The 24,091-nt window shown below is 68.1% G+C and carries 27 protein-coding genes, 1 tRNA gene and 1 riboswitch; of the genes, 19 read left to right on the forward strand and 9 right to left on the reverse strand.

The genetic code is table 11. The features are described from left to right. The first annotated feature begins 328 nt into the window (after window positions 1-328). Together ACIPEK_RS00390 and ACIPEK_RS00395 are read left to right on the forward strand one after the other, a co-directional pair. The gene (locus ACIPEK_RS00390; protein ID WP_401989427.1) at window positions 329-2,728 is read left to right on the forward strand and encodes an immune inhibitor A domain-containing protein; all 2,400 of its coding nucleotides are present in this window, start codon (window positions 329-331) and stop codon (window positions 2,726-2,728) included. Between the two features lie 124 nt (window positions 2,729-2,852). Continuing rightward, window positions 2,853-3,188, forward strand: coding sequence for a hypothetical protein (locus tag ACIPEK_RS00395; RefSeq protein WP_401989428.1), 336 nt, complete (start codon window positions 2,853-2,855; stop codon window positions 3,186-3,188). A gap of 93 nt (window positions 3,189-3,281) precedes the next feature. Here ACIPEK_RS00395 and ACIPEK_RS00400 read toward each other — a convergent pair whose 3' ends face one another. Both ACIPEK_RS00400 and ACIPEK_RS00405 read right to left on the reverse strand, forming a co-directional pair. Then, window positions 3,282-3,869 (reverse strand): isochorismatase family protein, encoded by a 588-nt coding sequence (locus ACIPEK_RS00400; RefSeq protein WP_383071841.1) that lies wholly within the window; start codon window positions 3,867-3,869, stop codon window positions 3,282-3,284. A 427-nt stretch (window positions 3,870-4,296) separates the two neighbouring features. After that, a complete protein-coding gene (locus tag ACIPEK_RS00405; protein WP_401989429.1) occupies window positions 4,297-5,625 on the reverse strand; it encodes a nicotinate phosphoribosyltransferase in 1,329 nt (442 codons plus the stop codon). A gap of 78 nt (window positions 5,626-5,703) precedes the next feature. On the opposite strand from ACIPEK_RS00405, the gene clpS reads away from it, so the two are divergent. The 7 genes from clpS to ACIPEK_RS00440 all read left to right on the forward strand — a co-directional run bounded on the left by clpS (window position 5,704) and on the right by ACIPEK_RS00440 (window position 10,619). After that, window positions 5,704-6,018, forward strand: coding sequence for an ATP-dependent Clp protease adapter ClpS (clpS, locus tag ACIPEK_RS00410; RefSeq protein ID WP_093900291.1), 315 nt, complete (start codon window positions 5,704-5,706; stop codon window positions 6,016-6,018). A 45-nt stretch (window positions 6,019-6,063) separates the two neighbouring features. Further along, window positions 6,064-6,648 (forward strand): DUF2017 domain-containing protein, encoded by a 585-nt coding sequence (locus ACIPEK_RS00415; RefSeq protein ID WP_401989430.1) that lies wholly within the window; start codon window positions 6,064-6,066, stop codon window positions 6,646-6,648. A 375-nt stretch (window positions 6,649-7,023) separates the two neighbouring features. Further along, window positions 7,024-8,463 carry an amino acid permease gene (locus ACIPEK_RS00420; RefSeq protein WP_401989431.1) on the forward strand — a complete coding sequence of 480 codons (1,440 nt, stop codon included), beginning with the start codon at window positions 7,024-7,026 and terminating at the stop codon, window positions 8,461-8,463. Window positions 8,464-8,584: 121 nt separating this feature from the next. Continuing rightward, the gene (locus ACIPEK_RS00425) at window positions 8,585-9,016 is read left to right on the forward strand and encodes a Mov34/MPN/PAD-1 family protein (RefSeq protein WP_401989432.1); all 432 of its coding nucleotides are present in this window, start codon (window positions 8,585-8,587) and stop codon (window positions 9,014-9,016) included. A gap of 143 nt (window positions 9,017-9,159) precedes the next feature. Beyond that, window positions 9,160-9,285, forward strand: a complete 126-nt coding sequence (locus ACIPEK_RS00430; protein ID WP_383071845.1) for a putative leader peptide — start codon at window positions 9,160-9,162, stop codon at window positions 9,283-9,285. A gap of 105 nt (window positions 9,286-9,390) precedes the next feature. Then, window positions 9,391-9,669, forward strand: coding sequence for a MoaD/ThiS family protein (locus ACIPEK_RS00435; protein ID WP_383977375.1), 279 nt, complete (start codon window positions 9,391-9,393; stop codon window positions 9,667-9,669). Continuing rightward, a complete protein-coding gene (locus tag ACIPEK_RS00440; protein WP_401989433.1) occupies window positions 9,669-10,619 on the forward strand; it encodes a PLP-dependent cysteine synthase family protein in 951 nt (316 codons plus the stop codon). The genes ACIPEK_RS00435 and ACIPEK_RS00440 overlap by 1 nt, the downstream gene beginning before the upstream one ends. 131 nt (window positions 10,620-10,750) lie before the next feature. Here ACIPEK_RS00440 and ACIPEK_RS00445 read toward each other — a convergent pair whose 3' ends face one another. Then, complete coding sequence (locus ACIPEK_RS00445; protein WP_401989434.1) at window positions 10,751-11,257, reverse strand: type II toxin-antitoxin system PemK/MazF family toxin; 507 nt, start codon at window positions 11,255-11,257, stop codon at window positions 10,751-10,753. Window positions 11,258-11,434: 177 nt separating this feature from the next. On the opposite strand from ACIPEK_RS00445, the gene ACIPEK_RS00450 reads away from it, so the two are divergent. Next, window positions 11,435-12,187, forward strand: coding sequence for an MBL fold metallo-hydrolase (locus tag ACIPEK_RS00450; RefSeq protein ID WP_383071849.1), 753 nt, complete (start codon window positions 11,435-11,437; stop codon window positions 12,185-12,187). 94 nt (window positions 12,188-12,281) lie between these two features. On the opposite strand, the gene ACIPEK_RS00455 is transcribed toward ACIPEK_RS00450, so the two are convergent. Both ACIPEK_RS00455 and ACIPEK_RS00460 read right to left on the reverse strand, forming a co-directional pair. Next, on the reverse strand, window positions 12,282-13,547 hold the full coding sequence (locus ACIPEK_RS00455; protein ID WP_327274982.1) for a PTS transporter subunit EIIC: 1,266 nt from the start codon (window positions 13,545-13,547) through the stop codon (window positions 12,282-12,284). Window positions 13,548-13,806: 259 nt separating this feature from the next. Further along, complete coding sequence (locus ACIPEK_RS00460; protein ID WP_401989435.1) at window positions 13,807-15,117, reverse strand: PTS transporter subunit EIIC; 1,311 nt, start codon at window positions 15,115-15,117, stop codon at window positions 13,807-13,809. 222 nt (window positions 15,118-15,339) lie between these two features. Here ACIPEK_RS00460 and ACIPEK_RS00465 point away from each other — a divergent pair, with 222 nt between their 5' ends. From ACIPEK_RS00465 to rdgB, 4 genes are all read left to right on the forward strand, one after another. Beyond that, window positions 15,340-15,573, forward strand: a complete 234-nt coding sequence (locus ACIPEK_RS00465) for a glucose PTS transporter subunit EIIB (RefSeq protein WP_014156020.1) — start codon at window positions 15,340-15,342, stop codon at window positions 15,571-15,573. 120 nt (window positions 15,574-15,693) lie between these two features. After that, on the forward strand, window positions 15,694-16,431 hold the full coding sequence (rph, locus tag ACIPEK_RS00470) for a ribonuclease PH (RefSeq protein ID WP_401989436.1): 738 nt from the start codon (window positions 15,694-15,696) through the stop codon (window positions 16,429-16,431). A gap of 102 nt (window positions 16,432-16,533) precedes the next feature. Then, window positions 16,534-16,926 carry a hypothetical protein gene (locus tag ACIPEK_RS00475; protein ID WP_401989437.1) on the forward strand — a complete coding sequence of 131 codons (393 nt, stop codon included), beginning with the start codon at window positions 16,534-16,536 and terminating at the stop codon, window positions 16,924-16,926. A gap of 21 nt (window positions 16,927-16,947) precedes the next feature. Next, entirely contained in the window at window positions 16,948-17,556 is a 609-nt protein-coding gene (gene rdgB / locus ACIPEK_RS00480) for an RdgB/HAM1 family non-canonical purine NTP pyrophosphatase (protein WP_401989438.1), read from the forward strand. Between the two features lie 54 nt (window positions 17,557-17,610). Here rdgB and ACIPEK_RS00485 read toward each other — a convergent pair. The 3 genes from ACIPEK_RS00485 to bcp form a co-directional block, all read right to left on the reverse strand. Continuing rightward, window positions 17,611-17,694 (reverse strand) — tRNA-Leu (locus ACIPEK_RS00485). A 51-nt stretch (window positions 17,695-17,745) separates the two neighbouring features. Continuing rightward, a complete protein-coding gene (locus ACIPEK_RS00490) occupies window positions 17,746-17,916 on the reverse strand; it encodes a hypothetical protein (protein WP_401989809.1) in 171 nt (56 codons plus the stop codon). Between the two features lie 137 nt (window positions 17,917-18,053). After that, window positions 18,054-18,521, reverse strand: coding sequence for a thioredoxin-dependent thiol peroxidase (gene bcp, locus ACIPEK_RS00495; protein ID WP_401989439.1), 468 nt, complete (start codon window positions 18,519-18,521; stop codon window positions 18,054-18,056). A gap of 128 nt (window positions 18,522-18,649) precedes the next feature. Here bcp and ACIPEK_RS00500 point away from each other — a divergent pair, with 128 nt between their 5' ends. From ACIPEK_RS00500 to ACIPEK_RS00510, 3 genes are all read left to right on the forward strand, one after another. After that, window positions 18,650-18,970 carry a DUF3618 domain-containing protein gene (locus ACIPEK_RS00500; protein ID WP_401989440.1) on the forward strand — a complete coding sequence of 107 codons (321 nt, stop codon included), beginning with the start codon at window positions 18,650-18,652 and terminating at the stop codon, window positions 18,968-18,970. A gap of 60 nt (window positions 18,971-19,030) precedes the next feature. Further along, a complete protein-coding gene (locus ACIPEK_RS00505) occupies window positions 19,031-19,369 on the forward strand; it encodes a co-chaperone GroES (protein WP_030923137.1) in 339 nt (112 codons plus the stop codon). Between the two features lie 56 nt (window positions 19,370-19,425). Further along, window positions 19,426-19,490, forward strand: a riboswitch (guanidine-III (ykkC-III) riboswitch). Window positions 19,491-19,530: 40 nt separating this feature from the next. Continuing rightward, window positions 19,531-19,851 carry a multidrug efflux SMR transporter gene (locus ACIPEK_RS00510; protein WP_093900307.1) on the forward strand — a complete coding sequence of 107 codons (321 nt, stop codon included), beginning with the start codon at window positions 19,531-19,533 and terminating at the stop codon, window positions 19,849-19,851. Here ACIPEK_RS00510 and ACIPEK_RS00515 read toward each other — a convergent pair. Then, window positions 19,845-22,217, reverse strand: a complete 2,373-nt coding sequence (locus ACIPEK_RS00515) for a transglycosylase domain-containing protein (RefSeq protein ID WP_401989441.1) — start codon at window positions 22,215-22,217, stop codon at window positions 19,845-19,847. The two genes, ACIPEK_RS00510 and ACIPEK_RS00515, sit on opposite strands and share 7 nt — an antisense overlap. Before the next feature lie 170 nt (window positions 22,218-22,387). On the opposite strand from ACIPEK_RS00515, the gene ACIPEK_RS00520 reads away from it, so the two are divergent. Both ACIPEK_RS00520 and ACIPEK_RS00525 read left to right on the forward strand, forming a co-directional pair. Further along, complete coding sequence (locus tag ACIPEK_RS00520; protein WP_383069362.1) at window positions 22,388-23,188, forward strand: ABC transporter permease; 801 nt, start codon at window positions 22,388-22,390, stop codon at window positions 23,186-23,188. Continuing rightward, window positions 23,181-24,062 (forward strand): ABC transporter permease, encoded by an 882-nt coding sequence (locus ACIPEK_RS00525; protein WP_401989442.1) that lies wholly within the window; start codon window positions 23,181-23,183, stop codon window positions 24,060-24,062. Before ACIPEK_RS00520 ends, ACIPEK_RS00525 begins: the two co-directional genes overlap by 8 nt. Window positions 24,063-24,091 lie beyond the last annotated feature (29 nt).

Below are 24,091 nucleotides of genomic sequence, written 5' to 3' on the forward strand. Positions count from 1 at the left end.
ACGGTCGCACTGTCGAGCGACTCTACGACGGTGGATGCCCGTGAGGAACCGGTAGTAAGCATCACCTAACCCGCGGTACCGGTGCACGGGGGGCGCACGGAGTCATTCCGGTCCCCAACCGCTGGCCCTGACGCGCTGGTTGCCTGCATGGTGAACGTCCGGATAACGGAAATGTGCTCCTGCATAGTGCACTTGGCCTGTTCAAGTCAAGGTCTGTCTTTTCTCGCGTAACTCCGGTCGAATGTCGTCACTTGTGACGCGTATCCGCGCGCGGCCCCTTTACACCACCCCAGGCCGCAGCCGCGAACGCCGGGGAGGACTGCATCAAGTGACCACTCATAGACGGGCGCTTCGCGCCGCAGCGGTTGTCGTGGCCATGGCCGCCACTGCCGCCACGGCGTCGGCTTTCGCCACTGCCCAGGCGGATGAACACACATCGGGGGCGAAGGCGCCGGTAGCCGACCGCCGCGACCCGGGGTCCGCCAAGGGCAACGCGCACAACCTGCAGGGCCCCTTCAGCAAGCAGCAGGACGCCCAGCGTCAGGCCGCCCTGGAGCAGGTCATGGCGGGCGACAAGAAGGTGACGACGCGGGGCGGCTCCAAGGTCGTCAAGCTCGACGACAAGAAGTACGTCGAGCTCGGCCGCGAGAAGACCGACAAGATCTTCACGGTTCTGGTGGAGTTCGGCGACAAGGTCGACAACACGACCATGTTCGACCCGGACGGCGACGGCCCCGAGCCGGCCGTTCCGAAGTACGGCGGCACGCCCGGCCCGGCGCACAACAAGATAGCCAAGCCGGACCCCAAGAAGGACAACAGCACCGCCTGGCAGGCCGACTACAACCAGGCGCACTTCCAGGACCTCTACTTCGGTAAGGGCGCCGGCAAGAACTCGCTGAAGACGTACTACGAGAAGACGTCCTCCGGACGCTACTCGGTCGACGGCGAGGTCTCCGACTGGGTCAAGGTGCCGTACAACGAGGCCCGTTACGGGTCCAACTTCTGCGGCGCGACCAACTGCGCCAACGCCTGGGACATGGTCAAGGACGGCGTGAACGCCTGGGCCGCCGACCAGAAGGCCAAGGGCCGTACCCCCGAGCAGATCAAGACGGATCTCGCGCAGTACGACCAGTGGGACCGTTACGACTACGACAACGACGGCAACTTCAACGAGCCCGACGGCTACATCGACCACTTCCAGATCGTCCACGCCGGTGAGGACGAGTCCGCGGGCGGCGGCGTCGAGGGCAAGAACGCCATCTGGGCACACCGCTGGTACGCGTACGGCACCGACGCCGGTGCGACCGGCCCGGCCGACAACAAGGCAGGCGGCACCGAGATCGGTGACACCGGCATCTGGGTCGGCGACTACACCGCGCAGCCCGAGAACGGCGGCCTGGGCGTCTTCGCCCACGAGTACGGCCACGACCTCGGTCTGCCGGACCTCTACGACACCACCAACACCGCCGAGAACTCGGTCGGTTTCTGGTCCCTGATGTCGGCCGGCTCCTGGCTGGGCACCGGCAAGAACCAGATCGGTGACCTGCCGGGCGACATGACCGCCTGGGACAAGCTCAAGCTGGGCTGGCTGAACTACGCCGAGGCCAAGGCCGCGACGAACTCCACCCACAAGCTGGGCGTGTCCGAGTACAACACCAAGGACAAGCAGGCGCTCCTCGTCAAGCTGCCCGACAAGCCCGTCACCACCCCTGTCACGAAGCCCGCCGAGGGCTCCAAGCAGTGGTGGAGCGACAGGGGCGACAACCTGAACAACACCCTCTCCCGTTCGGTCGACCTCACCGGCAGGTCCAAGGCCTCCCTGGACCTCGCGGGCTTCTGGGACATCGAGAAGGACTACGACTACCTCTACACCGAGGTGTCGGACAACGGCGGCACCAGCTGGACCGCGATCGACGGCACGGCTGACGGCAAGGCGATCCCGCGCGACGCCAGTGACAAGCCGGCCCTGACCGGCGTCTCCGGCAAGTACCAGACCCTCTCCTACCCGCTGGATGCCTACGCGGGCAAGAAGATCGACATCCGCTTCCGTTACGCCACCGACGGCGGCGCGGGCGGCGTCGGCTTCGCCGCCGACACCATCTCGGTCAACGCCGACGGTTCCGCGCTCTTCACGGACAACGCCGAGGGCGACGACAACGGCTGGACCGCCAAGGGCTTCTCCCGCGTCGGCGAGTCGTTCACCAAGGACTACCCGCAGTACTACATCGCGGAGAACCGCCAGTACGTCAGCTACGACCAGACCCTCAAGGTCGGCCCGTACAACTTCGGCTTCTCCAAGACCCGTCCGGACTGGGTCGAGCACTACCCGTACCAGAACGGTCTGCTCATCTGGCAGTGGGACACCTCCCAGAAGGACAACAACGTCTCCACCCACCCGGGCAAGGGCCTGATCCTGCCGATCGACGCGCACGCCAAGCCGCTGAAGTGGGCGGACGGCACGGTCATCCGCAACAAGATCCAGCCCTTCGACGCGCCCTTCAGCCGGCAGGCGACCGACGGCTTCACGCTGCACAACGCCGACGTGGCGGTGAAGATCAAGCCGCAGCTCGGCATCCCGGTCTTCGACGACCACAAGGGAACCTACTGGTACAGCGAGAACAAGACCGGAAGTGTTCAGGTCACTGACACGAACACCCGGATCACGATCGTCAGCGAGCCGCGCGACGGCTCGACGATGATCGTCAAGGTCGGGGCCTCGCACAAGTAATCCCGCATCACCGCAGGTCAGAGCTTGATCGGCCGTCGCCCTCTAGCGGGCGGCGGCCGATCGTGTTTAGGTGCGTCTTGTTCAGATCCTTATTGACATGACGTCTCACGGGGGAGTGCGGAGCATGGCAGGCGGAGGGTTCAGCAAGTTGCCGAACGGCAGTGTGGTGGTGGCGATCACCCTGACCGGTCCGACGGACGGAACGGGTCCGGGCACGCCGGTCCGGGTCCTGGTGCACGCCGCCAACCGGGCCCGCGCGCTGACCCGGCTGCGCAATCTGGGCCTGCGCGCCGTCTACCTCCGCGGCAACGCCGAGCCGCCCACCCCGGACGAGATCACCGCCGTGCTGCACCACCCGGACGGGCTGCTCTGGCGAGCAAGACCGGAGCAGGCCCAGGAGCTCTGGCACCCGATCCGGGCGCTGCTCCGCCCGGCCGTGCCGGACCGCCGCCCGGCCTGAGGCGTGGCGTCGGCGCCGACGCCGGTGTCGGTGACGGGCGTGAGCGGGTGAGAGCGGCGAGGAGCAGCGAGAGCCGCGGCGGCTCTCGCCCGACTACGCCACGACGGGCCTGCCGGAAAGCTTCACGCCCGCCCGGCGGAGCTCCTCCAGCGCCCGCTCCGTGGTCTCCTCGGCGACCCCCGCGGTGAGATCGAGCAGCACATGCGTCGTGAGGCCTGCCCGGACCGCGTCCAGCGCCGTCGCCCGCACGCAGTGGTCGGTCGCGATGCCGACCACGTCGACCTCGGTGACCCCGCGGTCCCGCAGCCAGTCGGCCAGCCCCACACCGTTCTCGTCGAGGCCCTCGAAGCCGCTGTACGCCGCGGCATAGGCACCCTTGTCGAACACCGCGTCGATCGCCCCCGAGGCGACCGCAGGGGCGAAATTGGGGTGGAAGCCCACTCCCTCCGTACCGGCGACACAGTGTGCCGGCCAGGTGTGCTCGTAGTCCGGCTGCGCGGAGAAGTGGTTGCCCGGGTCGACATGGTGGTCACGGGTGGCCACCACATGGCGGTACCCGGGCTGGGCCTCGCCGATCAGGTCGGTGATGGCGGCGGCGACATCGGAGCCCCCCGCCACGGCGAGACTGCCGCCCTCGCAGAAGTCGTTCTGAACGTCCACGACGATCAAGGCGCGGTGCATGGCGGATGTCCTTCGGTGGGGGACGGTCGGCGGTCATGGGGGGGGGCGTATTCGAGCCTAGAGACTCCGGAGCGGCTTGGACCGACCGGCACATGGGGGGTGGGAGAAGGAGCGGGGCTGGGTGCGTGCAGCTGCAAGGCGGAGGAGGGAAGCAACGCGAAGGGGATCCCCCCATGCCTTTCGGGCCCTTTCAGGCCATGGGGGAGTCGTTGACCGACGACAACGCCGGAGGGGGTCCCCCTGGCCCTTAAGGCCTTGGGGGAGTGCGTGCCCAGCCCCGCGACGCCGCCCCCCATGTGCCGGTCGGTCGTTAGGGAGGGGACGTCATCAAGCCCGCCGAAGGGGCCCCTCCCACGCGCTTCAGACCATGGGGGAGATCGAGGGCGAAGCGGTAACCGGGCGCCGCGGTCTCCGCCCCGCCGCCCCGTCACATGTACTCCGTGGGAATCACCGGCTCCCCGCGGGACAACTGCATCGCCGACATCGGCAGCCCCGACCGCGCCGCTATGTGCCGCTCGCGCGCCGCGTCCAACGGCTCACGAGCGATCACCTCACCACCCCTGACCAGCTCGGCCAGCAACTGCCGGTCGGCCAGCTCGGCCGGTACGGGACCGGTGCCGATCACCTCGGCCTCGGCCACCCCGTTCTCGTTCAGTCGGCGCGCGGCCCACTTGCGACCGCCCACGGACGTCTTCGCGCCGAGCGACTTCTTGGCGACCGGACGCAGCGGCTCCGCAGGGTCGGCGGATATGGCGCGGGCGACCAGCTTGTAGACCATCGAGCAGGTGGGCTGCCCGCTGCCGGTCACCAGCTGCGTGCCCACCCCGTAGGCGTCGACCGGCGCCGCGGCCAGCGACGCGATCGCGTACTCGTCCAGATCCGACGTCACCACGATCTTCGTCCTGGTGGCGCCCAGCTCGTCCAGCTGCTGCCGCACCCGGTGCGCGACCAGCAGCAGGTCCCCGGAGTCGATCCGTACCGCACCCAGCTCGGTACCTGCGACCTCGACCGCCGTACGGACCGCCTCGGCGACGTCGTACGTGTCGACCAGCAGCGTCGTGCCCCGGCCCAGCGAGTCGACCTGGGCCTGGAACGCGTCCCGCTCGGTGTCGTGCAGCAGGATGAAGGCGTGGGCGCTCGTCCCGACGGTCGGGATGTTGTAGCGGAAGCCCGCGGCCAGGTCGGATGTGGTGTCGAAGCCGCCGATGTACGCGGCACGTGCCGACGCCACCGCCGACAGTTCATGGGTGCGTCGTGCACCCATCTCGATCAGCCCGCGTCCGCCCGCCGCGGCGGACATCCGCGACGCCGCCGCGGCGATCGCCGAGTCGTGGTTGAGGATCGACAGGATCACCGTTTCCAGCAGCACGCACTCGGCGAAGGAGCCCTCGACCCGCAGGATCGGCGAGCCGGGGAAGTACACCTCGCCCTCGGGGTAGCCCCAGATGTCACCGCGGAAGCGGTAGTCGGCCAGCCAGGCGAGGGTGGGCCCGTCGACGACGTTCTGTTCGCGCAGGAAGGTGAGCATCTCGTCGTCGAAGTGGAAGTTCTCCACCGCGTCCAGCACCCGCCCGATACCTGCGACCACGCCGTAGCGCCGCCCCTCCGGCAGGCGGCGGGTGAACGCCTCGAAGACCGAGCGCCGGTCGGCCGTGCCGGCCTTCAGTGCGGCCTGCACCATCGTGAGCTCGTACTGGTCGGTGAAAAGCGCGGTCGACGGCACACCGACCCGTCGCCCAAGGTCCGCAGAGTTCATGGTCCGGATGCTACCTCTATTTCGTCAGAGTGACGAGATCTCGGGTCGTTTGTGCGATGACCCCTCCCGGGTGGCAGCATGGGGTGGGTGAGCGTCGCCCCCACTGAGATCGAGCGTCCCGAATCGGCCGAGGAGAGTCTTGTCGTCCCCGAGCCCGACGTCCCCTGGGTGACACTGGTCCACAACGACCCGGTCAACCTCATGAGCTATGTGACCTATGTCTTCCAGGCCTACTTCGGCTACTCCAAGGACAAGGCCCACAAGCTGATGCTGGACGTCCACCACAAGGGCCGCGCCGTCGTCTCCAGCGGCAGCCGTGAGGAGATGGAACGCGACGTCCAGGCCATGCACGGCTACGGGCTGTGGGCCACCCTCACGCAGGACCGCAACTAGACCGATCCTCCTCTGCCCCGCCCGACCCACCATCGGAGAAAACCCATGGCCGGCCACTTCGAGGCCACCCCCGGCGGCGGCGCGGCCGTCGCGCTCGACGAGGTGGAGATCGCGATCCTGCGCTCCCTCGCCGTCCAGCTGCTGGAACTGATCGGCCCCGGCGACGAACCCGCCGAGGGCGAGGACCCGCTCGCCGCTCTCTTCGCCGAGGGGCCCAGCGAACCGCCCACCGACCCCGCCCTGGCCCGCCTCTTCCCCGAGGCGTACGGCGACGAGGACAGCGAACTGCGCGCCGCTTCCGCCGAGTTCCGCCGCTTCACCGAGAACGATCTGCGCACCCGTAAGCGCGACGACGCCCTCACTGTCGTACGCACCCTGGATGCCCTCTCCATTGCCGGGGACGGCAGTGCGGTACTCGAACTCACCGGCGACGAATGCCGTAACTGGCTCGGTGCCCTCAATGACCTCCGGCTCACCATCGGCACCCGCCTCGAGGTCTCCGACGACGACGAGGGCGAGGCCGGCTCGCTCTACCGGCTTCCCGACAGCGATCCGCGCAAGCCGATGGTCATGGCCTATCTCTGGCTCGGCGCGCTCCAGGAAACCCTCGTGGAAACCCTGATGCCGTAGTTCCCGCGTGCGGAGTTCCCGATCACTCGCTTGCGGACTTGGGCCGACCACTCGTTTACGGATTTCCCGGCCACTCGCGCATCGCGTTCGCTCAACGAACGCTCAAATTCGAATAACGATCCCATCACCTGAACGGTCGCTTTTGTGGCGACTGGAAACCCTTGTCCGCTTTTTCCTGTGGTGTCCCCCACATAATGTCCGACGATCCGCCCATGTGACCGTGGTAAATCTTCACGACCACTCGGGGACGCCACCCCTGTTCCCGAGGGCGCTACAGGCCGGCGACCGCCGGCGGCACTCCATCCATATCCGGGGGGATCAGGAACTGATCCGCAGCCTCAACGGCGCGGATCGGCGTGGAGAAAGGCGCAGCACATGACATCGGCGCAGGTCGACAAGGGACAAGACGGCCGCAAGGCCGCAGCGGTCGCGGATACCGGCCCGGCGGGCGAGGGGTACCAGCGAGCCCTCGGAGCCCGTCAGATCCAGATGATCGCCATCGGCGGGGCCATCGGCACCGGACTCTTCCTCGGCGCGGGAAAGGCGATCGCCAAGGCCGGGCCCAGCCTCATCCTCGCCTATGCCATCGCGGGCCTGGTGATCTTCTTCATCATGCGGGCCCTGGGTGAACTCCTCATGTACCGCCCGGTGTCGGGCTCCTTCTCGGAGTACGCCCGCGAATTCATCGGTCCCTTCGCCGGCTTTGTCACCGGGTGGACCTACTGGCTGTTCTGGGTCGTCACCGGAATCACCGAAGTCACCGCGGCCGCCCAGTACATGACCTTCTGGTTCGACATTCCTCAATGGGTGTCGGCGCTGATCTTCACGATCATCCTGTACGGCGTGAACCTGATCTCCGTAAAGCTCTTCGGGGAACTCGAATTCTGGTTCTCGATGGTCAAGGTGACCGCCATCGTCGGCATGATCCTCATCTGCGCCGGAATTCTCACCCTCGGCTTCTCCGACGCCGGAGACACCGCGTCCGTCACCCACCTCTGGGCCGACGGCGGCTTCTTCCCGCACGGCATCAAGGGCACCTTGCTGACCCTGCAGATCGTGATGTTCGCCTTCCTCGCCGTGGAACTCGTCGGCGTCACCGCGGGCGAGTCCAAGGACCCGAAGACCGTCCTGCCCAAGGCCATCAACACCGTGCCGTGGCGCATCGCCGTCTTCTACGTCGGCGCCCTCATCATGATCCTTTCCGTGGTCCCGTGGACCGAGTTCCAGCCCGGCATCTCGCCGTTCGTCGCCGCCTTCCAGAAGATGGGCCTCGGCATCGGCGCCGGCATCGTCAACTTCGTCGTGCTGACCGCGGCCCTCTCCTCCTGCAACTCCGGCATGTACTCCACCGGCCGCATGCTCCGCGACCTCGCCCTCAACGGCCAGGGCCCGAAGTTCTTCACCAAGCTGACGAGGAGCGGCACCCCGCTCATCGGTACCACCTTCTCCGCCGCCCTGATGCTCGTCGGCGTCTGGATCAACTACCAGTGGCCCGGCGACGCCTTCACCTACGTCGTCTCCTTCGCCACCATCTCCGGCATGTGGGCCTGGATCATGATCCTCATCTGCCAGATCCGCTACCGCGGCCTCGCGGACCGCGGCGTGCTCCCGCAGTCCACGTTCCGGGCCCCCGGCGCCCCGTTCACCAGCGTCTTCGCGCTGGCCTTCATCGCCATGGTCATCGTGATGATGGGCATCGACAAGGACGCCAGGATCTCGCTGTACTGCGCCCCGCTCTGGGCGGCCATCCTCGGCGTCTCGTACCTGGTGCTCAAGGCCCGCAACCCCGAGAACAAGGCCTTCGCGAAGAGCTGAGGCCACTCCGTACGAACCCCGAACCATCCCGGACGACCGCTGCCCCAACGGCCGCGTCCACCATGCGGGCCCCCGCGTACCATCCCTCGGTACGCGGGGGCCCTCTGCTTATCCTGGCGCCATGCTGACCATCACCCAGGCGCTCTACGACCAGATCGTCGCGCACTCCCGCGCCGACCACCCCGACGAGGCGTGCGGCGTGGTTGCGGGACCGGCCGGAACCGGCCGCGCCGAACGGTTCATCCCCATGCTCAACGCCGCCCGCTCGCCCACTTTCTACGAGTTCGACTCGGGCGACCTCCTCAAGCTCTACCGAGAGATGGACGACCGCGACGAGGAGCCGGTGATCATCTACCACTCCCACACCGCGACCGAGGCCTACCCGTCCCGCACCGATGTCACGTACGCCAACGAACCCGGCGCCCACTACGTGCTCGTCTCCACCGCGGACACCGACGACGCGGGCCCCTTCCAGTTCCGCTCCTACCGGATCGTGGACGGCGAGATCACCGAGGAGGACGTCGAGGCCGTCGAGGCGTACGAAGCCGCCTGACCTCCTCGCACCGCCCGACCCCGGCACTCCGCCGGCCGGACGGGACCGGGCCCACCACGGTCCCGTCCACCTGTCGAACACCGACCATCCATCAGGTGAGATCACATTCCGGATCACGGACCGGGAATCGATACGATGACCGCATGGTTCCCCATGACGTGAGCGAAAAGACGCCGGGCATGCTGCTCGTTGCGCGGCTGCACGTCGACCTGTGCAGGCTCTCCAGTGCGATCTGTACGAGCCGCCTGCCCGCCGGCCGCGAGGCCTGAGCCGGGCTCGCGGCCCGAGCACCCATTCGTCATGCACCAACCCCTGCGCGGGGGCAGAGCCGCGCGCCCCACGCCATCTCTCCGCTTTCGACAGGAGCCCACGCCATGGCCATCGAGGTCCGCATCCCGACCATCCTCCGCACCTACACCGACGGCGCCAAGGCGGTCGAGGGCAACGGGGAGACCCTCGCCGACCTCTTCACGGACCTGGACAGCCGCCACAACGGCATCCGTGAGCGCATCGTCGACGGCAACGAACTCCGCCGCTTCGTGAACGTCTACCTCAACGACGAGGACGTCCGCTTCCTCGACGGCATCTCCACCAAGCTCAGCGACGGCGACAGCGTCACCATCCTCCCGGCCGTCGCCGGCGGCATGAACTGATGCGGTACGACAGCCCGCTCGCCGCGGTGGGCAACACCCCGCTCGTCCGCCTGCCGCGGCTGTCACCGTCGGACGACGTCCGCATCTGGGCCAAGCTGGAGGACCGCAACCCCACCGGCTCGATCAAGGACCGCCCCGCGCTCCACATGGTCGAACAGGCCGAGAAGAACGGTCGGCTGACCCCCGGCTGCACCATCCTGGAACCCACCAGCGGCAACACCGGCATCTCGCTCGCCATGGCGGCCAAGCTCAAGGGCTACCGCATCGTGTGCGTCATGCCGGAGAACACCTCCCAGGAACGGCGCGATCTGCTCGCCATGTGGGGCGCAGAGATCATCTCCTCCCCGGCGGCGGGCGGCTCCAACACGGCCGTGCGCGTCGCCAAGGAGCTGGCCGCCGAGCACCCCGACTGGGTCATGCTCTACCAGTACGGCAACCCGGACAACGCGGGCGCCCACTACGCCACCACCGGCCCGGAGATCCTCACCGACCTCCCGTCCATCACCCACTTCGTGGCGGGCCTCGGCACCACCGGCACGCTCATGGGCGTCGGCCGCTACCTGCGCGAGCACAAGCCCGACATCAAGATCGTCGCCGCTGAGCCGCGCTACGACGACCTGGTCTACGGGCTCCGCAACCTCGACGAGGGCTTCGTCCCCGAGCTCTACGACGCCTCCGTCCTCACCACCCGCTTCTCCGTCGGCTCCGCGGACGCCGTCACCCGCACCCGCGAACTCCTCCAGCAGGAGGGCATCTTCGCGGGCGTCTCCACCGGCGCCGCGCTTCACGCCGCGATCGGCGTGGGAAACAAGGCCGTCAAGGCAGGGGAGTCGGCCGACATCGTCTTCGTCGTCGCGGACGGCGGCTGGAAGTACCTGTCGACGGGCGTCTATACGGCCCCGACAACAGAAGCGGCCATCGAAACGCTGCACGGCCAGCTCTGGGCGTAGCCCGTCCCGAATCGCCGGACGAGCTGAACATTCAGCCCGTCCGGCGATCGAGGAGCGGGGCCCGGGGCGGGTAGGGGCAGGCCCGCCGCAGGAGCCCCGAGGCCACGCGCACCCGCAGCGAGGCCCCCATCTCACCCAAGCCCCCGCACCCGCTCCCACACCTCCGGATCCACCACCCCCACCCGCCGCCGGAACCCCCGCACGGCGACCTCCCGCAACTCATCCGTCTCCAGGAAGCTCTCCCGCCCCCGCGCATCCCCCACCGTCCCTGCGGGCAGCGCGATCACTCCGGGCCGTTCCTCGTGACACTTGCTGGTGATCTTCGCAACGAGCGCCGAGTCACCCCGTACCGACAGCACCAGGCACGGCCGGTCCTTCGCCCCGGGCCCGTCCTCGTACGGCACCTCGGCCCACCAGATCTCACCCGGCCGCAGCCTGCGCTCCGGCCCCGGCCCACGCCCCGGCCCCGCCGGCGGACGCGTCCGCCCGCCCGGACGCCAACCGGAGCGCGTACCCACCGACCTGCCGGAGCGGCCCCGCGGCCGTTGCCCGCCCCGCCCCCGCCCATCGGCGACCGCCACTACGAGCGCGAGCAGGACGACAACGGCAAGCGCGATCCACCACCAGGACATGTCCATGTCCCGACCGTACCGGCGTCCCCTCCTCTTCCATCGAACCGGTGACAGAGCAGGTGAGTTCCCCCACAACGGACGGCCGTGAAGGAGCGACCGGCTGTTTCGCGCTTTACGCTCGACAAACCGCTCAACAGACCGCACGAACCCTCCCCGTTCCCACGTCTCGGAGGTTCACGCTCCATGAAGCTCACCGTCGTCGGCTGCTCCGGCTCGTTCCCGTCCGCGGGATCAGCATGTTCGAGCTACCTCGTAGAGGCCGACGGCTTCAGGCTGCTCCTCGACATGGGCAACGGCGCCCTCGGCGAGCTGCAGCGCCATGTCGGTCTCTACGACCTCGACGCCATCTTCCTCAGCCACCTCCATGTCGATCACTGCATCGACATGTGCGCGTACTTCGTCGTCCGCTACTACCGGCACGACGGCGGCCGTCCCGCCCCGATCCCGGTCTACGGTCCCGACGGCACCGAGCAGCGGCTGACCACCGCCCACGCCGACACCCCGTCCGAGCGGGCGATGAGCGAGGTCTTCGACTTCCACACGCTGAAGCCGGGCTCGTTCGAGATCGGCCCCTTCTCGGTCCGTACGGAGAAGGTCTGCCACCCCGTCGACTCCTACGCCATCCGGATCGAGCACGGCGGCCGCTCGCTCACGTACTCCGGCGATACGGGTGCCTGCGAGGCCCTGGACGAACTCGCCGAGGGTGCCGACCTGTTCCTCTGCGAAGCATCGTTCGTCCATGGCAAGGAGGACATCCCGGACCTCCACCTCAACGGCCGCGAGGCGGGCGACATCGCCGCCCGCGCCGGAGTGGGACGTCTCGTCCTCACCCACATCCCGCCGTGGACCGACGCCGACCGCAACCTGGCCGATGCCCGCCTGCTCTACGGCGGGCCGGTGGAGGTGGCGGCACCGGGCGCGGTCTACGAGATCTAGCCGTCCCGCACATCCGGCGCACGACGAAGCCCTCACCTCCCGCGGGGGAAGGTGAGGGCTTCGTCGTGCGCCGGGGTGAGGCCCGCGGTGAGGCCTACTTCGCCTCGGCCTTGAGGAGCTCGGCAAGCTCCTCGTCGGACTCGCGGCCCGGAGTGGGCAGGTTGAACTTGGTGATCGCGAAGCGGAAGACCACGTAGTAGACCACCGCGAAGCAGAGGCCGACCAGGACCAGCAGCCATGGCTTGCTCGCGATGCCGAGGTTCAGGAAGAAGTCGACCGCACCTGCGGAGAAGCCGAAGCCGTCCTTCATGCCGAGGCCCCAGGTAAGGGCCATCGAGACACCGGTGAGCACCGCGTGGATCGCGTACAGCGCCGGTGCGATGAACATGAAGGTGAACTCGATCGGCTCGGTCACGCCGGTCACGAAGGCGGTGAGCGCGAGGGAGAACATCATGCCGCCGACGACCTTGCGGCGCTCCGGACGGGCACAGTGGACGATCGCGAGGCAGGCCGCCGGGAGAGCGAACATCATGATCGGGAAGAAGCCGGTCATGAACTGTCCGGCCGTCGGGTCACCGGCCAGGAAGCGGTTGATGTCGCCGCTCTTGCCGTGGTAGTCACCGGCCTGGAACCACGGGAACGAGTTCAGCAGGTGGTGCATGCCGACCGGGATCAGCGCACGGTTGGCCACACCGAAGATGCCCGCTCCGACCGCGCCGGAACCGACCAGCCACTCACCGAAGTTGTGCAGCACGGTGCCGAGCACCGGCCAGATGTAACCGAAGACGATGCCGATGAGCAGACCCGCGAAGGCGGAGAGGATCGGAACGAGGCGGCGGCCGCCGAAGAAGCCCGCCCAGGCCGGCAGCTTCGTCCGGTAGAACTTCTGGTAGAGCAGCGCGACGACGATGCCCATCACCACACCGCCGAGGACCCCTGCGTCCACGGGGGCGTCCGTCATGACTATCTTGCCGTCGACCACCGTCGCGATCTTCGGAAGATTGCTGTCCGTGAAGGTGGCGAGCACCTTCTGGAAGACGAGGTAGCCGGTGACGGCTGCGAGGGCGGTCGATCCGTCCGACTTCTTGGCGAAGCCGATCGCGATGCCGACGGCGAACAGCAGCGCCAAGTTGGCGAAGATCGCGTTGCCACCCGCGTCCATGAAGCTCGCGATCTTGGTGACGAAGTCCGGGAACGACTTTCTGCCGAGCATGTCGTCGTGACCGAGCCGGACCAGCAGCGCGGCCGCGGGCAGCACCGCGACCGGCAGCATGAGGCTGCGGCCGATGCGCTGCATGACCGCCATCACGCCGGCGCCCTTCTTCTTGGTGACCGCGGGTGCGGTGTCTGCCGTGGACATCAACTTCCTCCATTGGACAAGGCGCCGCCCAGGTCATTGACGGGGGGAGGCGGCGACTCGAGAAACGCGGCAGAACGCACGCGGTCTGGACCACTCAGTGGTGTAGACCAGTTGTAGCACGGTGTGGGTTGGATAAGGAACCTGCAATTCCCGACTACTTCGCATGAGCTATCACCCACGCTCGGTCACATGGCGAAGGCCCCCGGACCACAAGGGTTCAAGGGCCTGCTCCGGCCGGGCCGAAAGCCCGTCTGAAGTGCTACTTCGTGAGGTTCCTCTCGATCTCCTCCTCCAGCTCGTCGGGCTCCCGGCCCGGAGTCTGGAGATTGAATTTGGTGATCGCGAACCGGAAGATCACGTAATACACGGCGGCGAAGGCCAGACCGAGCGGAATGATCAGCCACGGTTTGGTCGCCAGGTGCCAGTTGATGACGTAGTCGATCAGCCCGGCGGAGAAACTGAAGCCGTCCTTGACTCCGAGCGCCCATGTCACGGCCATCGAGACACCCGTGAGCACCGCGTGGATCGCGTACAGCAGCGGTGCCACGAAGAGGAACGAGTACTCGATCGGTTCGGTGATTCCCGTCACGAACGACGTCAGGCCGACCGAGAGCATCATGCCGCCGACCGCCTTCCGGCGATTCGGCTTGGCGCAGTGGTAGATCGCCAGCGCCGCCGCCGGGAGGGCGAACATCATGATCGGGAAGAAACCCGAGGTGAACTGACCGGCCGTCGGGTCGCCCTGCAGGAACCGGTTGATGTCACCGTGTACGACCGTCCCGTCCGGCTTGGTGAAGTCGCCGAACTGGAACCAGACGAAAGTGTTCAGGAACTGGTGGAGGCCGATGACCAGCAGGGCCCGGTTGGCGATGCCGAAGATTCCGGAGCCCGCCCAGTCCAGGTCCACCAGCCACTTGGAGAAGCTGGTCAGGCCGTCGCCGATCGGCTGCCAGAGCCATGCGCACAACGCCGCGACGAGAAGGCCGACGAACGCCATGATGATCGGGACGAGCCGGCGGCCGTTGAAGAAGCCCAGCCAGTCCACCAGCTTGACCCGGTGGTACCGCTGCCAGAACCAGGCGGACAGCAGACCCATCACGATGCCGCCGAACACCCCGGGGTTCTGGTACTCCGCGGCCGTGACCTTGGCGTTGCCGGTGACGCAGGTACCGAACCAGGTGCCGCCCGAAGTGAACGTGGAACCGGGCGCGCAGTCCACCGGGAAGGCGTGCAGCACCGCGTAATAGACGAGGAAGCCGGTCACCGCGGCGAGCGCGGTCGAACCGTCCGACTTCTTCGCCATACCGATGGCGACACCGACGCAGAACAGCAGCGGAAGGCCGAGCCCCGAGTCGAGCAGCGCGCCACCCGCGGCCGCGAACACCTTGGCGACATTGCCCCAACGCAGGCCCTTGTCGCCGAATACGTCCGGCTGGCCCAGCCGGTTGAGAATGCCTGCCGCCGGCAGGACGGCGATCGGGAGCTGGAGGCTGCGGCCCATCTTCTGGAGACCCTGGAAGAGGCCGCTCCACCACGTCTTCTGTGGAACGGCGGCGCTGCTCGAGCTCATCGGCATCCTCCCGGAACAAGACGCGTTCGGCGGTCGTTGCACACTGGTGTAGACCAGTTGAGGTACGGTGCGTAACCCGCCTGGAAGGCACAGCACCGGTGATCGTCATCCTTCGGGACGGTCCAGTCACCCGCTCGCGAAGCTGGGCCAAACGTGCGTTACGGTGACGAAACGGACCCATGGTGGGCCGTCGCACGCATGTGAACAACCAGGGAGAAGGCCATGGCCAGCAAGGCTGAGAAGATCGTCGCCGGGCTCGGCGGTATCGAGAACATCGACGAGATCGAAGGCTGCATCACGCGCCTGCGCACCGAGGTCCACGACCCCAGCAAGGTCGACGAAGCCGCGCTCAAGGCCGCCGGAGCCCACGGTGTCGTCAAGATGGGCACCGCGATCCAGGTCGTCATCGGCACCGACGCCGACCCCATCGCCGCCGACATCGAAGACATGATGTGACCAGCCGCCCAGCCCCCCGCTGAGCCGAAGCACTCAGCACCACGCAGGCCCTGCCCACCCGGACGGGGCCTGCGGTGCACCCGAACGGCCGCCACCCCCGCACCCGATAAAGTCGACACCATGTCTCGTATCGACGGCCGCACCCCCGAACAGCTCCGCCCCGTCACCATCGAACGCGGATGGAGCAAGCACGCCGAAGGCTCCGTACTCATCTCCTTCGGCGACACCAAGGTCTTCTGCACCGCCTCCGTCACCGAAGGCGTCCCGCGCTGGCGCAAGGGCAGCGGCGAAGGCTGGGTCACCGCCGAATACTCCATGCTGCCCCGCTCCACCAACACCCGCGGCGACCGCGAATCCGTACGCGGCAAGATCGGCGGCCGCACCCACGAGATCAGCCGCCTCATCGGCCGCTCCCTGCGCGCCGTCGTCGACTACAAGGCCCTCGGCGAGAACACCATCGTTCTCGACTGCGACGTCCTCCAGGCCGACGGCGGCACCCGCACCGCCGCCATCACCGGCGCCTACGTCGCCCTCGCCGACGCCGTCACCTGGGCCCAGCGCAAGAAGCTCGTCAAGCACGGCCGCAAGCCGCTGACCGACACCGTCTCGGCGATCAGCGTCGGCATCGTCGACGGCACCCCCCTCCTCGACCTCTGCTACGAGGAGGACGTGCGCGCCGAGACCGACATGAACGTCGTCTGCACCGGCGACGGCCGCTTCGTCGAGGTTCAGGGCACCGCCGAGGCCACCCCCTTCGACCGCAAGGAACTGGGCGCCCTCCTCGACCTCGCCACCGCCGGCTGCGCAGACCTCACCGCTTTCCAGAACGAGGCCCTGGCCCGCACGCTGAGCGAGTAAAGAAGCAACCAAATACGCACCACAACGCGTCGTTACGAACACGGGCGCACGGGTCGAACCGTGCGCCCGTCCGCGTATCCGCACCTGGGGAGGAACCGCACCATGGCCGAGGCCATCCGCCACCGCCGCATCACCGTCGCGCTGACCCTGACCGCCCTCACCCTCACCGCGACAGCCGGCTGCGGGGCCGTCGACAAGGCGCTCGACTGCGTCCGCACCGCCGACGCCATCGCCACCAGCGTCGACAACCTCCAACAGGCCGTCTCCAACGCCTCGAACGACCCCACCCAGGCATCCGAAGCCCTCGACGACATCGACAAGGAACTCGGCAACCTCGGCGACAAGACCGACAACGCCGACCTCGGCAAGGCCGTCGACAACCTGCGGTCCGGCGTCGGCAATGTCCGCGACTCCATCGACAAGGGCGACGCCACCCCCGACATCACCCCGGTCACCGACGCCGCCAAAGAGATCGGCAAGGTCTGCACGCCCTGACCACACCCGATACTGGGTGACATGACCCGCCTCATCCTCGCCACCCGCAACGCCGGGAAGATCACCGAACTCCACGCGATCCTCGCCGACGCAGGCCTCGACCACGAACTCGTCGGCGCGGACGCGTACCCCCATATTCCCGACGTCAAGGAAACCGGCGTCACCTTCGCCGAGAACGCCCTCCTCAAGGCCCACGCCCTCGCGAAGGCCACCGGCCACCCCGCCATCGCCGACGACTCCGGCCTCTGCGTGGACGTACTCGGTGGCGCCCCCGGCATCTTCTCCGCCCGCTGGGCCGGCACCCACGGCGACGACCGGGCCAACCTGGACCTGCTCCTGGCCCAGCTCTCCGACATCGACAACCCGCACCGCGGCGCCCATTTCGCCTGCGCGGCGGCCCTGGCCCTCCCCGACGGCACGGAACGCGTGGTCGAGGGACGCCTCCTGGGCACCCTGCGCCACACCCCGTCCGGCACGAACGGCTTCGGCTACGACCCGATCCTCCAGCCGGACGGCGAAACCCGCACCTGCGCGGAACTGACCCCGGCGGAGAAGAACGCGATCAGCCACCGCGGCGAGGCGTTCCGGGCGCTGGTGCCGGTGGTGCGGGAGCTGTTGAGCCAGGCGTAACGGGTACGAGAACGGCCTGCGAACCAAGTTCCTTGATTCGCAGGCCGTTTACTGTGCGGCGGAAGGGATTCGAACCCTCAAGCCGTTTCACGGGCCACAGATCCTAAGTCTGCTGTGTCGCCATTGCACCACCGCCGCCAGCCGTCAGACATGTTACCGGGGTGTGCCTGCGGGCCGGCAGGTACGGGGTCAGAACCTCGGTTCCGGCGTCCGGGCCGCGGCCAGTTCTGCCGCCTCCTCATGTGTCTCCACCGAGGGCGGAGAGCCGGCCAGGGGCTTCGGGGCGGTCTCCTTCATGCAGGCCACGGCGATCACGACCGCTTCCGGATCGGCCGCCTGATGGGGGCCGGGGGCCGCCATGGCCGGGTCCTTTCCTCGGGTGGGTGGTCCAGGAAGGGCTTCTGCGCGGTCATGGCGGCTGCAGACCGAATCGATGGCCGAATGGGATGTCCCTCACATCTTCTCGGCCGTCCGAGGCGGTCCTCGACGGGCTCGGGTCAGATGCCGAGGTCCTTGATGATCTTGGCTACGTGGCCGGTGGCCTTGACGTTGTAGAGGGCTCGTTCGACCTTGCCCTCTTCGTCCACGACGATCGTGGAGCGGATGACGCCCGTCACCGTTTTGCCATAGAGCTTCTTCTCGCCGAAGGCGCCGTATGCCTCAAGGGTCTCCTTGGTGGGGTCGCCGACCAGGGTGACCTTGAGGTTTTCCTTCTCGCGGAACTTGGCGAGCTTCTCGGGCTTGTCGGGGGAGACGCCGATGACGTCGTATCCGGCGCCGGCGAGCAGGTCCAGGTTGTCGGTGAAGTCGCAGGCCTGCTTGGTGCAGCCGGGGGTGAGGGCGGCCGGGTAGAAGTAGACGATGACCTTGCGGCCCTTGTGTTCGGCGAGCGAGATCTCGTTGCCGTCGGCGTCGGGGAGGGTGAAGGCGGGGGCGGTGTCGCCGGGCTGGAGTCGCTCGCTCATGGTTCTCCTCAGGTGGCACGTGGGGTGTACGGGACCGAGCGTAATAGGGGTGCCGCCGGGTACGTGGGCGGTCGAGCTGACAGACTGTCGATGAAGGTTTACCGGACGAGGACCACGGAGGCGGCGCAGTGTCGGATGCCAGGACCCCTGCGCAGATCGAGGCGGACATCATCAGCAGGCGTGAGCAGCTTGCGGTGGTGCTCGATGAGATCGGGGTGCGGGTGCACCCGAAGACGATCATGGGTGATGCGAAGGCCAAGGCCGCCGAGGCCGTGGACCGGACGGCCGGGCGGGCCTATGTCGCGGTGAACCGGACGGTGTCGGACGTGAAGGCGCAGTTTGTGTCCGAGGACGGTGCCCCGCGTCTGGAGCGGGTGATTCCGGCGGCGTTGCTCGCGGTGGGTGTCGTGGGTCTGCTCGCGGCGTCGAAGCGGCGGCGGAAGAACTGATGCCGCGGTCGTGTACCCCGGAGGCGTGCGGAGCTGCGGCGGACAGGTAGGTTGCGGGGCGTGAGCGAGAACACCGACGACAAGCTGCCCATCCGCATGCTCCATGACCGTGTGCTGGTCCGGTCCGATACGCCGGAGGGCGAGCGGCGCTCGGGTGGCGGCATTCTGATTCCGGCGACGGCTGCGGTCGGCCGCCGGCTGGCCTGGGCCGTGGTGGTCGCGGTGGGTCAGAACGTGCGGACGGTGGAGCCGGGCGACCGGGTGCTGTACGACCCCGAGGACCGTGCGGAGGTCGAGGTGCGCGGTGTGGCGTACGTACTGATGCGCGAGCGGGATCTGCATGCGGTGGCGGCGGACCGGTTCGAGGGGTCGGTGGATTCGACCGGGCTGTATCTGTAGGCGGCAGCGGTTGTGAGAGGGGCCTGGTGACCGATGTCACCAGGCCCTTTGCATGTTCTTTGCTACGGTGGTGTGACCCCGACGAGACGCGCCGTACCGGGCTATGCAAAGACGACGCACCCCGTGTTGTTCGCGTTTTCTGTCTCGTCGGAGGTTCCGTCATGGCGTGGGTTCTGCTGGTTGTCGCCGGTCTGCTCGAAGTGGGCTGGTCGATAGGGATGAAGTACACCGAGGGGTTCACCCGGCTGTGGCCGAGTGTGTTCACGGGCCTCGGGATCGTGATGAGCATGGTGTTGCTGTCCCATGCGGCGAAGACGCTGCCGATCGGTACGGCGTACGGCGTGTGGGTCGGTATCGGTGCGGCCGGTGCGGCGGTTCTCGGCATGGTGGTACTGGGTGAGCCGGTGACCGCCGCCCGGATCTTCTTCGTTTCTCTGCTGTTGGTGGCCGTGGTGGGGCTGAAGGCGACCTCGGGTCACTGACGCGGTGCCGGGGTGCCCTGCGGCGCCGGGGTGGCCGGGGGTGCGGGGGTGGCCGGGGGTGCCGGGGTGCCGCGGGCGCCCGGGAGGAAGTCGTAGCGGTCCCGGTCGCCGTTGTCCCCGCCGCCGTTCTCGGCGCCGCCGATTTCCGTTCCGCCGCCGGTGGCGGGTTCGCTGATCCAGGGGGTCGACGGGCTGCTGGGCGGGGTGCTGGAGGGGGGTTCGGGCGGCGTTCCGGTGGTGCCGGGGCTGGAGTTCTCCTCGGTGGGCTCGACGGTTTCTTCGGCGCCGCTTTCGAGGCTGAGGTCGAAGTTCTCGACCGTGGTGCCGCGCAGCGCGGCCTCGGTGTACTGGGCCCAGGTCTGGGCGGGCGTGCCGCCGCCGTTGATGCGGGCCAGTCCGAGTGCTCCGTAGAGCGGTTTCTGTGCGCCGGTGTCGGGGTCCTGGCCCATGACGGCGATGACGGTGGTGAGGTCGGGGGTGTAGCCGGCGAACCAGGCCGCTTTGTCCTCTTCGGCGGTGCCGGTCTTGCCCGCGGCGGGGCGGCCGGCGCCCTGGGCGGCGATGCCGGAGCCGCTTTCGACGACGCTCCGGAGGACGGCGGTGGTGGTGTCGGCGGCTTCGCGGCTGACGGCCTGTTCGGTGCTCCTGCCGGGGAGTTCCAGGTCCTCGCCGCCCTTGCTGACCTTGTCGACGAGTGTGTACGCGCGGTGCCTGCCGTGGCCCGCGAGGGTGGCGTACGCCTCGGTCATGTCGAGGACGCTGGCGGTGGCGACGCCGAGCGCGATGGACGGGTAGGGGGTGAGATCGGGGGTGTTCTTGGGGATGCCGAGGCCGATGGCGGTCTGTTTGACCTTGTCGGGGCCGACGTCCTCGGCCATCTGGGCGTAGACGGCGTTGACGGACTTGTCGGTGGCGATGCGGACGGTGATGGGCCCGTAGCCGATGTCGTCCTCGTTGGAGGGGGCGTATCCGGTGGGTCCGTTCGGGCCCTGGACCATGCGTTTGTTGGTGCCGTCGTACACGGTGTTGGGGGTGATGAGCCGGCCGTCCTGGGTGGTGGAGCCGCCCGCGACGGCGGAGGTGAAGACGAACGGCTTGAAGGTGGAGCCGACCTGGTAGTCGCGGCGGGTCGCGTTGTTCACGTACTGCTTGGTGTAGTCGACGCCGCCGTACATGGCGACGACCCGGCCGGTGCCGGTGTCGATGGAGGCGCCGCCGACGCGGACGTTGCGGTCGGCTTCGCGCTCCGCGCTCGTCCGGGACATGACGTTGTCGTCGACGGCTTTGACGAGTGCGTTCTGTTTCTTCTTCTCCAGTGTGGTGGTGATCCGGTAGCCGCCGGTGGCCAGGGTGTTCTCGTCGATGACCTCGTTGCCGGTGAGGTAGTCCTCGACGGCCTGGACGATGTAGCCGCGCTGTCCGGAGAGCCCGGTGGACGGCTTGGCCTTGCCGGGTACGGGGAATTCCATGGCGGCGCGTTCGCCGGCGGTGAGCCACTTCTCCTTGACCATGCCGTCGAGTACGTAGTTCCAGCGCGCGAAGACCGCGGCCTTGTTCTGGGGGTGGACGACGACGTCGTAGGCGCTGGGGGCGTTGAGGAGGGAGGCGAGGTAGGCGCCCTCGGCGGTGGTGATGTCGCCGATGTCCTTGCCGTAGTAGGCCTGTGCGGCGGCCTGGATGCCGTAGGCGTTGCGGCCGAAGTAGCTGGTGTTGAGGTAGCCCTCGAAGATCTGGTTCTTGGGCTCCTCGCGGTTGAGTTTGACCGCGATGAAGAACTCCTTGATCTTGCGGATGATGGTCTGTTCCTGGCCGAGGTAGTAGTTCTTGACGTACTGCTGGGTGATGGTCGAGCCGCCCTGTCTGCCCTTGCCGGCGAGGGTGTTCCAGGCGGCGCGGACCATGGCTGTGAGGTCGACGGCCCGTTCGGAGTGGAAGTCGCGGTCCTCGGCGGCGAGGACGGCGTGCTGGACGTTGAGCGGGACCTGGGCGAGCTTGACGTTCTCCCGGTTGACCTCGCCGGAGCGGGCGATGACGCTGCCGTCCTTGTAGAGGTAGACGTTGGACTGCGCGGTGGCGCTGGCGTTGGCGGGCGGGATGTCGACGAGCTGGTATCCGGCGATGAAGCCGCCGACCAGGAGCAGGGCGAGGACGATGAGTGCGCCGAGGGCCATCCGCCAGGTGGGGACGGCGCGGCGCCAGCCGGTGCGCTTTTTGGGACGCCTGTGCTTCTTCGCCCGGCCGGCTTTGCCGCCCCGATCTGCGCTGTTGCCGCTGTTGCCGCTGTTGCTGCCGTGGGCGGACGGGTCCCTGGGGTACCGGCCCCGGGGCTCGTGTTCCCCGTTCGGCTGCTGTGGCTCGTCGCTCATGTCCGTGCAGACTCCTCGGCCGCGGTCAGTTCCCCCATAGTGCCCTTTTCTATGGAATAAGCCGCGGATCGACCCCTGAAAAGCGGTCGCGGCGGCCGTCTTCGTTGGACTAAGGTCGTGCGCTTTGGTGTCCAACGCCGTTGGGCGCCCGGGCGATGGGGGTGGATGCGGTGCGGCTGTACGCGGTGGTGGCGGCGGGTGGGTTCCGGCGCTATGCCACTTACCGGACCGCGACGGCGGCGGGAGTGTTCACCAACACCGTCTTCGGTTTCATCATGGCGTACACCTATGTGGCGCTGTGGGACGAGCGTCCGCAGCTCGGCGGTTACGACATGCCCCAGGCGCTCACCTATGTGTGGCTGGGGCAGGCGCTGCTGATGACCTGCGCCATGATGGGCGGCGGTTTCGAGGACGAGCTGATCGAGCGGATCCGTACGGGCGATGTAGCAGTGGATCTCTACCGTCCGGTGGACCTCCAACTGTGGTGGCTGGCAGGCGACTTGGGTCGGGCGGCGTTCCATCTGCTGGGCCGCGGCATCGTGCCGATGCTGCTGGGCTCGCTCGCCTTCGATCTGGCGCTGCCCGCCTCGCCGGGGGTCTGGCTGGCCTTCCTCGTCTCGGTGGCGCTCGGTGTCGTGGTCAGTTTCGCGATCCGCTATCTGGTGGCGCTCTCCGCGTTCTGGCTGCTGGACGGGGCGGGGGTGTCGCAGATGACGTCCCTGGCCGGGATGTTCTTCTCCGGGATGCTGCTGCCGCTGACGCTGTTTCCCGGAGTGCTGGGCGACGTGGCGCGGGTGCTGCCGTGGTCGTCGCTGCTCCAGGTGCCGGCCGATGTGCTGCTCGGCAAGAGCACGGGGTGGGGGCTGGTGGAGGCGTACGCCTTCCAGGGCGGCTGGGCGCTGACGCTGCTGCTGGTGGGGCGGTTGGTGCAGTCGGTGGCGACGAGGAGGGTGGTGGTTCAGGGTGGCTGAGACGGCCGGTGCGGTGGAGGTGGCCGAGGCGGCGGGCACGCCCGAGGTGGTGTTCGTCGAGCGGTCCAGGCTCGTCGAGGGGGTCCGTGCGTACGGGCTGATCGCGATGATGTGGCTGCGCTCGACGATGGCGTACCGCGCCTCGTTCGCGATGACGGCGTTCGGGAACTTCGCGGTGACGGCCTTCGACTTCGTCGCGATCCTGCTGATGTTCCAGCACGTGGATGCGCTGGGCGGTTACACGCTGGCGGAGATCGCGCTGCTGTACGGGGCCTCGGGCACCGCGTTCGGTCTCGCCGACCTGGTGATGGGCTCGATGGACCGGCTGGGGCGGCGGGTGCGCGACGGCACGCTGGACACGCTGCTGGTACGGCCGGTGCCGGTGCTCGCCCAGGTCGCGGCGGACCGGTTCGCGCTGCGCAGGATGGGGCGGATCACCCAGGGGGTGCTGGTCCTGGGGTACGCGCTGGTGACGCTGGACATCGGGTGGACACCGCTGAAGGTGGCGATGATTCCGCTGATGCTGCTGAGCGGGGCGGCGATCTTCGCGGCGGTGTTCGTGGCCGGGGCGGCGTTCCAGTTCGTGGCGCAGGATGCCTCCGAGGTGCAGAACTCCTTCACGTACGGCGGAAACACGCTGCTCCAGTACCCGCCGTCGATCTTCTCGAAGGACCTGGTGCGCGGGGTCACGTTCGTGGTGCCGCTGGCCTTCGTGAACTGGCTGCCCGCGCTGTATGTGCTGGGCCGGGACTATCCGCTGGGCCTGCCGGACTGGGTGGCGTTCCTGCCTCCGGTGGTGGCGGGCCTGTGCTGGCTGCTCGCGGGCCTGGCCTGGCGCTCGGGCCTGCGCGCGTACCGCAGCACGGGCAGTTGACGAAAACATCGGGCAGGGCGAGGGCAAGG

The organism is Streptomyces sp. NPDC088246, from assembly GCF_044741025.1.
In the GTDB taxonomy this organism is placed as follows: domain Bacteria; phylum Actinomycetota; class Actinomycetes; order Streptomycetales; family Streptomycetaceae; genus Streptomyces.